This is a genomic window from Sinorhizobium sp. RAC02, assembly GCF_001713395.1.
Lineage (GTDB): Bacteria > Pseudomonadota > Alphaproteobacteria > Rhizobiales > Rhizobiaceae > Shinella.
On the sequence record NZ_CP016452.1, the window covers coordinates 1,662,970 to 1,676,696 of the forward strand.

The 13,727-nt window shown below is 63.2% G+C and carries 12 protein-coding genes; 4 read left to right on the plus strand and 8 right to left on the minus strand.

Going from position 1 to position 13,727, the window contains the following annotated elements; all coding sequences use genetic code 11:
* Positions 1 to 22 precede the first annotated feature (22 nt).
* From BSY16_RS28745 to BSY16_RS28760, 4 genes are all read left to right on the plus strand, one after another.
* Entirely contained in the window at positions 23 to 1,396 is a 1,374-nt protein-coding gene (locus BSY16_RS28745) for an aspartate aminotransferase family protein (protein ID WP_069063771.1), read from the plus strand.
* Positions 1,397 to 1,467: 71 nt separating this feature from the next.
* Positions 1,468 to 2,955, plus strand: a complete 1,488-nt coding sequence (locus BSY16_RS28750) for an ArgE/DapE family deacylase (protein WP_083243246.1) — start codon at positions 1,468 to 1,470, stop codon at positions 2,953 to 2,955.
* A complete protein-coding gene (locus BSY16_RS28755) occupies positions 2,907 to 3,455 on the plus strand; it encodes a hypothetical protein (protein WP_069063169.1) in 549 nt (182 codons plus the stop codon). The genes BSY16_RS28750 and BSY16_RS28755 overlap by 49 nt, the downstream gene beginning before the upstream one ends.
* A gap of 292 nt (positions 3,456 to 3,747) precedes the next feature.
* Positions 3,748 to 3,996 carry a hypothetical protein gene (locus BSY16_RS28760; protein WP_069063170.1) on the plus strand — a complete coding sequence of 83 codons (249 nt, stop codon included), beginning with the start codon at positions 3,748 to 3,750 and terminating at the stop codon, positions 3,994 to 3,996.
* An 85-nt stretch (positions 3,997 to 4,081) separates the two neighbouring features.
* Here BSY16_RS28760 and BSY16_RS28765 read toward each other — a convergent pair whose 3' ends face one another.
* From BSY16_RS28765 to BSY16_RS28800, 8 genes are all read right to left on the minus strand, one after another.
* Positions 4,082 to 4,996, minus strand: coding sequence for an FAD:protein FMN transferase (locus BSY16_RS28765; RefSeq protein WP_069063171.1), 915 nt, complete (start codon positions 4,994 to 4,996; stop codon positions 4,082 to 4,084).
* Positions 4,997 to 4,999: 3 nt separating this feature from the next.
* Positions 5,000 to 5,581 carry a nitrous oxide reductase accessory protein NosL gene (locus tag BSY16_RS28770; protein ID WP_069063172.1) on the minus strand — a complete coding sequence of 194 codons (582 nt, stop codon included), beginning with the start codon at positions 5,579 to 5,581 and terminating at the stop codon, positions 5,000 to 5,002.
* Positions 5,578 to 6,399, minus strand: a complete 822-nt coding sequence (locus tag BSY16_RS28775; RefSeq protein WP_069063173.1) for an ABC transporter permease — start codon at positions 6,397 to 6,399, stop codon at positions 5,578 to 5,580. Before BSY16_RS28775 ends, BSY16_RS28770 begins: the two co-directional genes overlap by 4 nt.
* Positions 6,396 to 7,295: an ABC transporter ATP-binding protein gene (locus BSY16_RS28780; RefSeq protein ID WP_069063174.1), complete on the minus strand. Its 900-nt coding sequence runs from the start codon at positions 7,293 to 7,295 to the stop codon at positions 6,396 to 6,398. Before BSY16_RS28780 ends, BSY16_RS28775 begins: the two co-directional genes overlap by 4 nt.
* Positions 7,261 to 8,592: a nitrous oxide reductase family maturation protein NosD gene (locus BSY16_RS28785; RefSeq protein WP_069063175.1), complete on the minus strand. Its 1,332-nt coding sequence runs from the start codon at positions 8,590 to 8,592 to the stop codon at positions 7,261 to 7,263. The genes BSY16_RS28780 and BSY16_RS28785 overlap by 35 nt, the downstream gene beginning before the upstream one ends.
* Positions 8,593 to 8,595: 3 nt before the next feature.
* Positions 8,596 to 10,524, minus strand: a complete 1,929-nt coding sequence (nosZ, locus tag BSY16_RS28790) for a TAT-dependent nitrous-oxide reductase (protein ID WP_069063176.1) — start codon at positions 10,522 to 10,524, stop codon at positions 8,596 to 8,598.
* A gap of 32 nt (positions 10,525 to 10,556) precedes the next feature.
* Entirely contained in the window at positions 10,557 to 12,713 is a 2,157-nt protein-coding gene (locus BSY16_RS28795; protein WP_069063177.1) for a NosR/NirI family protein, read from the minus strand.
* Between the two features lie 320 nt (positions 12,714 to 13,033).
* Positions 13,034 to 13,693 carry a pentapeptide repeat-containing protein gene (locus tag BSY16_RS28800; RefSeq protein ID WP_286157366.1) on the minus strand — a complete coding sequence of 220 codons (660 nt, stop codon included), beginning with the start codon at positions 13,691 to 13,693 and terminating at the stop codon, positions 13,034 to 13,036.
* Positions 13,694 to 13,727 lie beyond the last annotated feature (34 nt).

Below are 13,727 nucleotides of genomic sequence, written 5' to 3' on the forward strand. Positions count from 1 at the left end.
GGAACACATGAAAGGAAAGACCATGTCCGACAGACGCAACGAACTCACCGCCTGGGACCGCGACCACTTCTTCCACCCCTCCACCCATATGGGCATGCACGCGCGCGGCGAAACGCCGACGCGCGTCATAGGCGGCGGCGAAGGGGTCTATATTACCGACACCAACGGCAAGACGAGCCTCGATGCCTTCGCCGGCCTCTATTGCGTGAATGTCGGCTATGGTCGCCAGAAGATCGCCGATGCGATCGCCGAGCAGGCTAAAAACCTCGCCTATTATCACGCCTATGTCGGCCACGGCACGGAAGCCTCGATCACACTGTCCAAGATGATCATCGACCGCGCGCCAGAGGGCATGAGCCGCGTCTATTTCGGTCTTTCCGGCTCGGATGCCAACGAGACCAACATCAAGCTGATCTGGTACTACAACAACATTCTCGGCCGGCCGGAGAAGAAGAAGATCATCTCGCGTTGGCGCGGTTATCACGGCTCCGGCGTCATGACCGGCTCGCTGACCGGCCTTGCCCTCTTCCACAATGCCTTCGACCTGCCGCGTGCGCCGATCCTACACACCGAGGCGCCCTACTTCTTCCGCCGGCCGAATCGCTCCATGGACGAGGAACAGTTCTCGCAATACTGCGCCGACAAGCTGGAGGAGATGATCCTCGCCGAAGGTCCGGACACGGTTGCCGCCTTCATCGGCGAGCCGATCCTCGGCACCGGCGGCATCGTGCCGCCGCCGAAGGGTTATTGGCAGAAAATCCAGGCCGTGCTCGACAAATACGACATCCTGCTCGTCGCCGACGAGGTCGTCACCGGCTTTGGCCGTCTCGGCACGATGTTCGGCTCCGACCACTACGGCATGAAGCCGGCCCTCATCACCATCGCCAAGGGCCTCACCTCGGCCTACGCGCCGCTCTCCGGCACCATCGTCTCGGACAAGATGTGGGAAGTCCTGGTCAAGGGCTCGGATGAACTCGGCGCCATCGGCCATGGCTGGACCTACTCCTCGCACCCGATCTGCGCTGCTGCCGGCGTTGCCAATCTGGAACTCATCGACGAACTCGGCCTCGTCGAAAACGCCGGCTCTACCGGCGCTTACTTCCGCGCGGAACTGGCAAACGCCGTCGGCGATCACAAGCATGTCGGCGAAGTGCGTGGCGATGGCCTGATGGCGGCGATTGAATTCGTCGAGGACAAGGACGACCGCGTCTTCTTCGATCCGTCGAAAAAGATCGGCCCACAGGTTTCCGCCTCCCTTCTGGAACGCGGCGTGATCGGCCGTGCCATGCCGCAGGGCGATATCCTGGGCTTTGCGCCGCCGCTGTGCCTGACGCGGGAGGAAGCGGATATCGTCGTGAAGGCTGCGGCCGATGCCGTAAAGTCCATTCTCGGCTGAACCGGCTTGAAATGGGCGGGGCAGCGGCTAGGCTGTCCCGCCCTCCATTGAACTCCAAGCTCAAGATTGCCATGACATCCGCGAACGACCGTATCCTCCACGCCGTCGATCTGCATTTCGACGATCAGGTCCGTTTTCTCGAAACCCTGGTGCGGTTCAAGTCCTTGCGCAACGAGGAATCGGCGGCCCAGGACTTCATCGAGGCAGCGCTGAAGCAGCGCGGTTTCACCGTCAGCCGTTTCCGCACCGACGCCTCGAAAATCGGCCAGCACCCGGCCTTTTCACCTGCCACGGTGGATTACGACGCGAGTTGGAACGTCGTCGGCAGCAAACCCGCAGGGAGCGGCGGCGGACGGTCCCTCGCCTTCAATTCCCATATCGATATCGTTCCTGCCGGAAGCAGCCAGCGCTGGACCTCCCCACCCTTCGAACCCGTTCGCGATGGCGACTGGCTTTACGGCCGTGGAGCCGGCGACATGAAAGCCGGCCTCGTCGCCTCGATCTTCGCGCTCGACGCGATCGCCGCAGCCGGCCTGTCGCTGCGCGGTGATGTTCAGATACAGTCGGTCGTGGAAGAGGAAATCACCGGTAACGGTGCTGCAACGGCGTTTGCCCTTGGTTTTACCGCCGACGCGATCGTCAGCCCCGAGCCGACCGACGAGCAGCTCGTGCGCGCCAATGCCGGCGTGCTGAAATTCAGGCTGGAAACGAAGGGCCGCCCGGCCCATCCGCGCGAGCCGGAATCCGGCCAGAGCGCTATCGACCTCATGATCCGCCTGATTGGTCACCTCAGGACCCTGGAGCAGCAATGGATCGCAGAGCGGCAAGACAAGCGCTGGTTCAAGGACCTTGCAAATCCCGTTGCGCTGACGATCGGCACCATCGCCGGCGGCGACTGGATCGCCTCGATCCCCAGCGACTGCATCGCCGAAGGCCGGATCGGCTTCTACCCCGGCGAGAGCCCGAAAACCCGCGCGGCCGAATTCGAGGCCTTCGTGGAGCGGGTGCAGGCCGAGGACCCCGTCTTTGCCGGCGGGCAGCATGTGACGCTCACCTGGGCCGGCGTGATGCATGCCGGCTACGAACTGCCTGAAGACACCGCCGCCGAGGCGAGCCTGCGCAGCGCCCATGCCACCACCCATGCGGGCGAGGATTTGAACGCCTATGTCATGGCCTGCTATCTCGATGCCGCCGTGTTCTCGGTGCACGGCAACATCCCCTCGCTGGTCTACGGCCCCATTGCCGAAAACATCCACGGCATCGACGAACGCGTCAGCCTTGCCTCCTTGCGGCGCGTCACAAAGACACTCGCGCTCTTCGCCGCAGATTGGTGCGGGGTATCGACGATACGGCCTCGAACCTTGTTTCCGTCATCCACTTCCTTCGCGAGGCCTACGGGGCCGAGGAGGCCGACGAGAAGGTCATCCCGAACCCGGCCTTTCTGGCGAATGGCCATGACGGGCTGTCGCCCAAGACCCGGAAATATTTCACCGGACGCACGTTCAAGGGATTGGGCGGAAGCGCGGTCAGCCTTGCGGGCGGGCTGGCTTCCGGCGTAACGGCCGTCGATGTCGGCAGCATCCTGCGTGAGGGAAGCGCCGTTGGCACGACCGCCGCGCATCTGATCGGCATCAAGGCAGCCGGCAAGGGGTTCAAGAAGAGCGAGACGATCACCCGCTGGGTCGATGCGATGCTCAAGGCGAAAGTCGCCAAGATCGGCGTTCGTGGCGTGGGTCTGGCCGGTGCCGCCATTCCAATCCCCGCCGTCGGCCTTGCAACGAACATCGCAACCACCGTCGCCAAGCTCGGCATCAAGGTGACGCTGAGCAAGCTCGTCGCCCGCACGGCAATGGAGGTTCACTGGCGTGCCTACCAGGAAACCGTGATTGCCGGCGCGTTCGGCGCCACCGGCGGCCCCGTCGGCCCCGCTTCGGCGATGTTCCACGAGATCTTCACCAAGCGCAGCTTCACCCGCATCTTCGGCAAACATGACACCGCGGCCCTGATCAAGGAGCCCGCCGGCTGGATGGCGCTGAACGACAAGCTGATGCTGATGTAAGGCTTGCCGCGGCAAGCCCATCACGGTTGGCTTGCCGCTCACCGCTCCAAAGCCCAGCGCACCCTCATCATTGATGGCCGTGGCGACGCTGACCGGCTATGCCACGCCATTTGCGGTTTAGCGATTGGTGGATAGCGTGACTGAAATGAGCCAGGCTTGATACAAGAGGACCTTGCCGTGAAGAACGCGCAGGCCCTTACGCAACGCGCGCGCCACCTGGGCTGCGGGCGGCCACTTTGACGATGCCGTCCGCCAGGTGTAGACTGAAGTCGCATCGTTCGGAGCATCAGCCATGCATATTGGAGTGCTCATACTTGGTCTGGCAATAGCCGTGATCCCCACCTTGGCGGATGCCCACAATTGCAAATGCCGAAATCGCGGCGTCATGTTCGAGCTCGGCCAGACGTCCTGCCTGAAGGTCGATGGCGGTTCCTATCTCGCGCGCTGCGAGATGAAACTCAACGTCTCGTCCTGGACCAAGATCCAAGAAGAGTGCCCTGTCACGGAACGCATGCTACCGCGGGCTACGGTCGTCAAGTGATCACCTTGAGGTGACATGGCGAAGATGGGCCAGAGTGAGAATAATAGGTTATAGCACTCGCCTTGTTTTGATGACGTAGGTTAGGCTATGCCCTGGCATCCAGCCGCGCTCCTTCAAAACGTCCGATCATTGCGACGATCGATCCTGCGTCGGGCATCAGGCACGCGGCTGTTGCCAGTGCGTCGGCTATGGCGGCGGAAGGGGCAGAGACCGTGATCGAGCGCCATGTCGCGCTCGCGGGCATTCCGGTCGCAGGATCGAGGATATGCCCGTCTCTTCCGGCCTGATCGAAGGTCGTGCCCAGAGGGGCGGAGGTTGCCAGTGCGCGCTGGCGCAATGTCAGATGCTCTACGGTTTCCAGCCGTACGGGCCATTCGCCGCCCTCCGGCCGTCCCCCGAGAGCACGCAACTCACCGGTGTCGATCAGGATGTCGGTCAGGCCCTCAGCCTCCAGAAGCACGGCAACCCGGTCGGCGACATAGCCCTGACCGATCCCGTTCAGCGTCAGCGCCATGCCTGGCTGTAGGGTGATCGCCGCGGCATCGAGTTTCACCTTTTCCCAGCCGGTCTTGCGCCGCGCCTCATCGATGGCCCGCGCATCGGGTCGAACGCTATTTGCGGCGGACTCTGCCCAGAGCGCCCAGAGCGGCTGCACGGTCGGATCGAACCGCCCACCGCTCGCCCGCTGCACGGCGCCGGCAAGTGACAGGCATTCAAGCAGTTCAAAGGGCGGGGCGTCGAGATGACCCTCGCGGTTCAGCCGCGAAAGCGCGCTTTGCGGCCGGTAGAGGCTGAGAATGTTTTCCAACCTGTCGATCTCGGCCATGACGCGGGCCGTGATGGCTTCGGCCTCGGGGTGGTCGAGCCTGATCGAGGCGCGCGCGCCGAGAGCCTGACCGGTCCAGTGCCGGGCGGCTCCCGCCCTGGCGCGGGTAGTAGTAGCGGGTAGAGCAGCCATAACGGCGGAAATGGCGATCAGGCGGCGTCTTGTCAGCATCATGGGTCAACCTCCGGCTGGATTGGGCAGGGCGCGCAGACGGCCGAGATAGTCATCGTCGTCAGGTCCATCGTCCGTGTCGGTTTCCACCGGGGTCAGGACCATGGCATCGGTAATGTCGCTAAGCGCCAACACATGGCCGCCCTCGGCTTGGGCAAAGGCCGCAGCCCCCTCCCGATTGAAAAAGGGCACGGTCTCGGGTGCGCCCATGCCTCCTCGTCGGGCGGAACCGACGACATAGAAGGCCAGGTCGGCGGCAATCCAGTTGCCGTCGCCAGGCCGATCCCACGTTGCCCCCGCGGTTCCCATGTCATTGACATAGACGGCGAGGATCGGCGCGACCTGCTCGGGCCCGCGCATATAGGCGATGGCGTCGCGCACCTGGCTGAAGAACAGCGGCGCGGGATTGCCTTCGAGGAAGACCTGGGCCTTGGGGCCGGGATGCTCCAGAAGGTTCATCTGGCAATGGTGGCCGAGGGTCTCGGGTGTCATGTCCTGTGGCGTGGTATTGTGGGCCACGTCTTCCTTGCAGGCGGACAGCAGCGCGAGCATTGCCACAAGCAGCACGGGGCGAAGGCGAATTCTCATGGCGTCACCTTCCGGAAGGCCGCGACGGCAAGCGCGATGGCGGCAAGCGGCCAGAGAAGGAGCGAGGCTGCCGATTGCCACAGGGGGATTGCGCCCGCCGCCCCGCCGATGCCGCCGGCAACGGCGACAGCTTCCGCTGCCGAAAGATTGAAGACGCGGAAGGCGTCGGCCGGATTGGCGAGCAGCGCCACGGGCAAGGCCTGCGTCGTGAAAGCCCCGCCCCCGTCCGTGACGATCAGCGCCAGCAACGCGAGGTCGTAGAGCACCACGGCCACCAGCCAAAGGGCGATGGCCAGCCCTGCCGCCCCGGAGGGTCGCCGCGCCAGCGCGGAGAGCGCATAGCCCGCACCGAGGAAGGTTGCCCCCAGCAAGACCGAAGACCAGATCAACCGCCACAGCGAGCCAAGCCCCGCGATCGCGCCGGTATCGGACCAGATGGCCACCAGTGCTGCCGCGCCATAGCCGAGCGTCACAGCAAGGCCGAGGATCGCCAGATGCGCCAACAGTTTTCCGAGCAGGATCTGCAGGCGCGAAACGGGATAGGTGAGCAGAAGCGGCAGCGTGCCGCGCTCCACCTCGCCCGCCACCGCGTCGAAACTCATCAGCAATGCCAGGAGCGGCACGAGATAGACCGCAAGCGAGGTCAGGGACGCAACCGTCACCGAGAGCCGGTCCACGCCGACATCGCCCGTCGGGGCGGAGCCGGCAGCGGCCAGAACCAGCGCGAACAGCACCATCATGCCGGTGGCGATGGAGACCCAGCGATTGCGGAAGGCGATGCGGAATTCGCTCATCGCGGTGGCGAGGATGCGGTTCATTGCCCGTCCCTCCGGCTGAAATGGCTGTAGATGTCCTCAAGGCTGGGCGGGATCACATCGAGATCGGCAATCTCTTCCCCAAGCGCTGCAATACGGGCGAGGAGCGGCAGTTTTTCCGCCTGCGAACAGGAAAGGCGCAAAAGACCGTCGTCCCCTAGCCCGCCTTCGGGAAAAGCTGCCGCCAGCGATGCCGCATGGCCGGGCGTGGGGCGAACCGAGAAGGCGACCGGCAGTGCGGCCCGGGTGCGCAAATCCGCAAGCGTGCCTTCCGCCACCAGGTCCCCACCGGAAAGAATGAGGATGCGGTCGGTGCGGGCCTCCACCTCGGTCAGTACGTGGGAGGAGAGGAGGATCGCCGTTCCCTCGGCGGAAAGGCCGTCGAGCAGATCGTAAAAATCGCGTCGCGAAACCGGGTCGAGGCCCGAGGTCGGCTCGTCCAGCACCAGCAGGCGCGGGCGGCCGATCAGCGTCTGAGCGAGGCCCACACGCTGGCGCATGCCCTTGGAATAGGTGCCGATCCGACGCCGAGCGGCGTGGGTCAGCCCCACACGGGACAGGAGTTCCATGGCCTGGCGCGGGTTTTCGCCGCGCAGGGCCAGATAGTGGCGCAGCTGCTCTTCCCCTGTGAGGGCGGGATGGAAGGCGACGTTTTCCGGCAAATAGGCAACCTGCGCCCGCGCGGACGCCGAGCCCGGAGGCGCGCCGCAAACCGACACCTCGCCGCCATCGAAGGGAATGAGGCCGAGGACGATCTTCATCATCGTCGATTTGCCTGCGCCGTTATGGCCGAGCAGCGCTGCGCGTTTTCCCGGCTCCAGCGTCAGCGAAACCTGCTTCAGCGCCTCGACGGTCTGAAACCGCTTAGTGAGCCGAGAGATTGTCAGGGTCGGTGTCATCATAATTTCCTTCGGCCCAGCGACCGGCGGCCTCGGCTTCGTAGCCAAGGATTTCGGGCGGGACGGATATGGTCAGGGGGCGCATCAGCGGCGCGCTGTCGCGCACGCCTCCGGGCAGCGTTGCGGGAAAGTCCCGCTGGCTCCAGCGTACGAGTTGCACGGCGGGCGAGCCGATCAGCAGGCTCGCCGCCGGTTGCGACCAGAGGATCTGGTCCATCAGGTCGTTGGGGCGGTAGAAACTGTCGGCGATGCCATCGGCATTGAGGTCGAAGGCCGGATGGTCGGACCAGAAATTGCCCCGGCCCTCATGGCTCCATTCTATGTTGCGGGTGCCGACATATTTCACCTGCTCGCGGTTGGCGATGAAGGCATTGCCGGTCAGCACGTTCTTCTCCGAGCCGGCGGTGAAGTGAATGCCGATACCGCAATTCTCGAAACGGTTGTCCCAGATGAGGTTCTTGTGGGCGTTATAGATGAAGAAACATTTCTTCGTGCCGCCCCGCACCAGGTTGCCGGTGACGTCGGCATTGTTGGCATAGTTCAGCATCAGCCCGTGTTCACGGTCGCCAAGGCTGAGATTGTTCAGGATCTTCGCCCGGTTGGAGAACATGATGGCGAAACCGAGATGGTTTCCAACCGAGACATTGCCGGAAACCTCGGTATTTCGGGTGTACATGAAATGCACGGCAAAGCGCAGGTCGCGCATGATGTTGCCGCGATAGACACTGTCGGCGCTGGCGTTGGAGAAGATACCGTCGCGGCCGTAACGGATCAAATTGCCCTCAAGCCGCGTGCCGGGACTGTTCCAGACATAGATGCCGTTGCCGCGCTCGTTCATGCGCGGGCTGTTTGTTCCGACGATCTCGTTTTGCAGGACAGTGGCGTTTCGGCCGCCATGCACGTCGATGCCATGCATATTGCCCGTGACAAGCAGCTTTTCGATATGGACGCGGTCGGCGCCCTGAAGGATTTTAACGCCTGAATCGAGATCCTGGTTCACCCGCCCCGACCCGGTAACTGTAAAACCCGTCAACGTCACATCCGGCGCGGAAATCGTCATCACGCTGCCATGGCCCTCTCCGTCCACCACCGCCCCGCGGGGTCCGAGAATGGTGAGCGGACGGTCGACGGTGACGGGTCCGCGATAGGCCCCGTCGGTCAGTTTCAGCACATCGCCGGGGGCAGCCCCGGCGATGGCAGCCGCTAGGCTGCCCGTTCCCGGCACAACGGCGCGCTCCGCCGCCGCAAGCGGCGACGCGAGAAGAAGGCCGATCAGGAGAACGGGCAGACGCATCATCGGTCAGGCGCCCTTCGGTTCCACGAACATGCGACCGCGCATTTCCATGTGCAGGGCGTGGCAGAACCACTGGCAATAGTACCAGTAGACGCCGGGATTGGCGGCGACGAAGGTGACGGAACTCGTCTGCTGCGGGCCGACCTCCATCGCCACGCCATGGTTGCCCATGGTGAAACCGTGGGTCAGGTCGTCGATCTCATCGAGATTGGTGACGATCACCGTGATCTCGTCGCCTTCCTTCACCGTGAAGCTTTCCTGGCTGAAACTGGGCGCGACCGAGGTCAGGTAGACGCGGACCTTGTTGCCGTCGCGGATCACGGCATCGGTCCATTCGTCGATATTGACGCCATCGGCCTCGGCCTGCTTGCGCGTTTCGGCCCACAACGGATCGTTGCGGTCCCAGACGGAGCGGATGTTCGACAGGATCGAGGGGGCGACGGCAATCGCATCATGCGGCTCGGCGAAGGTCGGGCCATCATGCATCAGCACCATCTTGTCGCCGGAGATGTCGATTAGCTGGTCGTTTTCCGGCTTCAGCGGGCCGACGTTCAGGAAGCGGTCCTTGGAGAACTTGCACAGGCACACCAGCCAGTCGTTGGACGCATCCAGCGTCTCGCCCATGACCGTCTTCAGGTGGCCCGGCTGGTATTGAACGTCCAGCTTGTCCTTGATCGGGTTGATCTTCTCGCCGGCATAGGCGCGGATCGCCTCGTCGATGTTCCACTTCACCACCTGGCTGTCGAGGAAGAGCGAAGTATAGGCGTTGCCGCGTCCGTCGAAGGCGGTATGAAGCGGACCGAGGCCCAGTTCAGGCTCTGCCACCACGGCGCTGCGAGGCTCGGCATTGTCGTAGAACAGGGCATCGAACTTCGTCACGTCCAGCACAGTGACGGTGGGCGACAGCTTGCCGGCAACGCAGAGGTGCTTCTTGTCCGGCGCCATGTTGCAGCCATGGGGATTGTTGGCGATCGGAATGTAGCGGGTGAAGAGGGACTTGGCCTCCTTGCGCCCGTCCACCACCTTGACGCCGTTGATCTCCTCGTACTGGCCGGCCGCGATGGCCTTCTCGATCTCGGCGAGGTTGAAGACGACGATGTGGTCCATCTCGGACTTGGTCATCTCCTCCAGGGTCATGCCCATTTCGGAGTTGTAGCTGGTCGAAAATGCCCATTTGCCTTCGTAGTCGGCGTCGCAATTGTCGAGGTTGCCCGACACCTTCACCTGCCAGGCCACATCCCACTTGTCCGCATCGACAGCCGTGAAGATGTTCACATAGGTCGAGACATCCGTCATGGTCGAACCGTCATTGACCAGCGGCGCTTCGTCCTCACCGTTGCAGAACACGTAGTTCGACCGCGGCCATTTCTGCGGACGCATGCCGTGGATGCCCTTGGCGTTTGGAATTTCCAGGATGGCATCGGTCTTCATCACGTCGCAGCGCACCCGCGCCACACGGGTGTTGGCCTTGTCGTTCATGAACAGGTAGCGACCGTCATACTTGCCCTCGGTGAAGGACATGTGGACATGGTGAAGGTCGCCATTGTCATGGATCTGCTTGCCGTTGGCAGCAAGCTGCTTCCTGGTCTTTTCCGTCATCGAGCGCTGGTGAACGCGGAGCGATTCATTGGTCTGACCCCAGCCGGTGGCCGAGCAGCGGTTGAACACCGGCACCCGCATCAGTTCGCGCATGGAGGGGATGCCGAGAATGCGCATCTCACCGGTCTGCCCCGAAGACCAGAAGCCGTAATAGTCATCCAGCTTGCCGGGTGCGACCGACCCGTCAGCCCCGGTGGCGGCGCGCGCCGGCGTCGCCAGCCCCGCAGCGCCCAAGCCCAGTGCGGCAGGACCCATCGCCCCGGCCAGCACGGCGCTTCCTGCCGTGGCACTGAACAGCGCTCGGCGGCTCAATCCCTTGTTTTCCTTCGATTCCATGATCGGACTCCTGTTTATAAACCTGACTTCAATTAAACTTTGGCTGCGGTCTGGTGGACCGGGATACCGCCGGGACTCGCCGCGAGCTTTGCCCGTGACTTCATCTTCTTCATCACGACGGGGCAGATCGTTTCGGACTGGTAGAGCACCTGGCAGTGCAGGCAGTTGATGCATTCGTTCGGGTTGATCTCGCCGGTCCGATGAATGGCCTGCACCGGACACTGGTTGGAGCAGCTCTGGCAGGGGTTTCCGCATTCATGGTAGCGCTTGAGCCAGTCGAACATGCGCATGCGCGCGGGGATCGCCAACGCCGCACCCAGCGGGCAGAGGTAGCGGCAGTAGAACCGCTCGACGAAGAGCCCGGCGACCAGCAGTGCGACGGCATAGGCCACGAACGGCCAGGCGCGGATGAATTTCAGGATGATCGCGGTCTTGAAAGGCTCGATTTCGGCCAGATGTTCGGCCTGCTCGACGCTGACCAGCGACACCCCGAAAAGCCCAAGGAAGATCATGTATTTGATCGGCCACAGCCGCTCGTGCAGGCCCCAGGGCAGCGTCCACTGTGGAACATGCAGCTTGCGCGCGATCTGGTTGGTAAGTTCCTGCAGGGCGCCAAAGGGGCACAGCCAGCCGCAATAGGCGCCCCGCCCCCAGAACAGCAGCGCGGCGGCCAGGGAGAACCACAGGATGAAGGTCAGCGGGTCCAGCAGGAAGGCTTGCCAGCTGAAGCCGTTCACGAGACTGCCGAACAGCGCCATCAGGTTGACGACTGAAAGCTGTGCGTTGGCGTACCAGCCGAGGAAGACCAGCGTCACCACCAGGAAGCCCATGCGGAAAATATAGAAGCCGCGCGCGTTCCGAACCGCATAGGTCTGGAAGAAGAACACCCCGGTCAGCACCACGAGCATGACGCCCAGCACGACGATCTTCAGCGTCGAGTCGCTCCAGATGCGTTTCCACAGCTCCGCCTGCGCGGTTCCCTCGTCACGATCTGCGACAGCGGCGACGTCCTTTGCCGGCGGCTCAACGGCGCGCAGATATTTTTGTGGCAGCTGGTAAGCGAGATCGAATGTATGAAAGACCTTCTCGATCGGCCCGACCTCGCGTTGCGCCAGGAGTTGGATGCGGAAAGGTTTTGTCGGATCGAAGCCGAGGCCAGCGGGAATGCGGAACAGGTCCATCTCGTTGAATTCCGGCGCGCCGGCAAGCGCAATGGCGCCAAGACGACGATGGTCACGATCACGGAAGCGGACAGAAACATCATCCTGGATAAGCACGATGCGGTCGAAAATGCCGCCACGCACATAACCCGAGCCTTTGAAGGAGTAGAGCCCGCGCGCCATCACCGCGACGGCATTCTCGCCTTCGCCCAGCCATCCCTCAAGGTTGGACACCTCCGCCGAGCCGAGCAGCGCCTCGCCGATGGCGGGAACAGAGACCAGCGCCGTCTGCATCTCGATGAAGGTGGTTTGCGGCGCTTGCCCAATCGCGCGCTCGCGCGCTCGCTCGTCGGGATGTTCGGCGAAGGCAGCATTGACCTGCGCCACATCGAGCGACAGCCGGCGCAACGTTCCATCGCCCTCGGCCTCGGCCCAGTCCTGCGGCGAGGCCGCAGCGGGGTCGATCTCGAAACGCGGGCCGGCATTTTCCACGTCCGGGGCCAGTCCGCCAAGGCCGAGCGCACGCGCGACCTTCAGCCCCGAACGAACGATGGAGTCGTCGATTACCATCACCGTCACCGTCGCGCCGGAGATGATATCCACCTCATGCGCCGTGCCGCCGGACTTCGCCTCAGCGACGAGGTCGAGGCCAGCATAACCGGCAACCAGCGCCTTGATCTTCGCATCTGGAATGCCGATGAGAACGATGGGCTCGGAGTGTTTCACCAACCGGACGCTGACGATCCTCGCATCCTTGTCCACCGCCACGAGCGTATGGATCGGCTTGCCGGAATAGCCGGTCGTTCCCACAAAATCTGAAGTGATAAAGACCCAGGCGACCGTCTGGCCGCCCTTCAACACCGGGGCCACCGCCAGATCGTCACGCACCGGGCCGAAGCGCTCCGCGCCCGGCACGAGTTCCGAGGCCGTTGCCCCGGGCAAATACTCCTGCAACACCGTAGCCGCGCTGGCCGAGACCGCAACGCAAAGGCTGACGCAAAGCAGAAGGACAAGACGGAGGAGTTTCATTCCAGGGCGTTCCAGCAAATCGTTGCTGGACCATTGGAGCGTTCATGCAGGACGGTCGTTGACCTGCATCAAACAAGCAACGAATGCCCAATCAAACTCAGGTCTGAACAGAACCCGGCTACGCCAAGATATTCCGGTGGTATTGAAGGCACTCGAACCATCTACAACGTGGTTCAGCGCAGAGGGTATGGCCCCTAGCCGGCTTGCTTGCCAGGGATCCCAAAAGCAGGAGCACAAGGAAAGGCCGGCGCGGCTCAGCGCCGCCAGCGAATGCAGGCCGACCTCTTGAGCCAGACGTGTGCGGAGGAAGAAGAGACGTCTCAGTCCCGTGGGCAGGGCCAGGATGCCGGCGCGGTAAGACCTTTCGGAAGCTTGGTCTTGGCGTCGCCACAGGCAATATCGACCTGGGACTGGTCGAGACCGGCAGCGCCGGACAAATCCAGCCCCTCGATCCGGGTCAATAGCATGAACGCCCTTTCGAAGCCGAGCGTTCCCTTCACGCTTGCCTTGCTGAGATCGGCGCGCGACAGGTTCGCATAGGCAAAGGTCGCGCCCGAAAGGACCGCCTCGGCAAAGGTCGCGCGGCTGAGGTCCGCCTTCTCGAAACTTGCGTAACGCAGATCGGCACCATTGAACGTGGCGCGCTGAAGCTCGGCGGATGCAAACGAGGCTCCCTGCGCAACGACGTTCTGAAAGCCCGCCCGATAGGCCTCGACCCTTGCGAAATTCGCCTTGCCGAGACGCGCATCGGTGAACCAGGCCCGGATCAGGGTCGCCTTCTCCAGGTCGGCCGCGGTCAGATTCGTAGCGCGCATGTCGGTGAAGCTCAGATCGGCATCACGGAAATTCGCGCCGGCAAAATCGCTTCCGCTCAGCATCAGGTTCTTCTTGCTGCAGGCGCTCCAATCGACTTCCGGCGCGGGGTCAGCCCGGCAATCTGCGGCATTGGCATCACGGAGAGGAAGGCTCACGGCCATCATCAGAAATGCTGCAACGAAGCCCAAAAACACGCCC

What these genes read in the sequence shown, in the direction of transcription:
- BSY16_RS28795 (WP_069063177.1), bottom strand. Translation starts at nt 12,713, where the DNA reads ATGAAACTCCTCCGTCTTGTCCTTCTGCTTTGCGTCAGCCTTTGCGTT.
- BSY16_RS28785 (WP_069063175.1), bottom strand. Translation starts at nt 8,592, where the DNA reads ATGATGCGTCTGCCCGTTCTCCTGATCGGCCTTCTTCTCGCGTCGCCG.
- BSY16_RS28775 (WP_069063173.1), bottom strand. Translation starts at nt 6,399, where the DNA reads ATGAACCGCATCCTCGCCACCGCGATGAGCGAATTCCGCATCGCCTTC.
- BSY16_RS28765 (WP_069063171.1), bottom strand. Translation starts at nt 4,996, where the DNA reads ATGATGCTGACAAGACGCCGCCTGATCGCCATTTCCGCCGTTATGGCT.
- BSY16_RS28770 (WP_069063172.1), bottom strand. Translation starts at nt 5,581, where the DNA reads ATGAGAATTCGCCTTCGCCCCGTGCTGCTTGTGGCAATGCTCGCGCTG.
- BSY16_RS28750 (WP_083243246.1), top strand. Translation starts at nt 1,468, where the DNA reads ATGACATCCGCGAACGACCGTATCCTCCACGCCGTCGATCTGCATTTC.
- BSY16_RS28780 (WP_069063174.1), bottom strand. Translation starts at nt 7,295, where the DNA reads ATGACACCGACCCTGACAATCTCTCGGCTCACTAAGCGGTTTCAGACC.
- BSY16_RS28760 (WP_069063170.1), top strand. Translation starts at nt 3,748, where the DNA reads ATGCATATTGGAGTGCTCATACTTGGTCTGGCAATAGCCGTGATCCCC.
- nosZ (WP_069063176.1), bottom strand. Translation starts at nt 10,524, where the DNA reads ATGGAATCGAAGGAAAACAAGGGATTGAGCCGCCGAGCGCTGTTCAGT.
- BSY16_RS28800 (WP_286157366.1), bottom strand. Translation starts at nt 13,693, where the DNA reads ATGATGGCCGTGAGCCTTCCTCTCCGTGATGCCAATGCCGCAGATTGC.
- BSY16_RS28745 (WP_069063771.1), top strand. Translation starts at nt 23, where the DNA reads ATGTCCGACAGACGCAACGAACTCACCGCCTGGGACCGCGACCACTTC.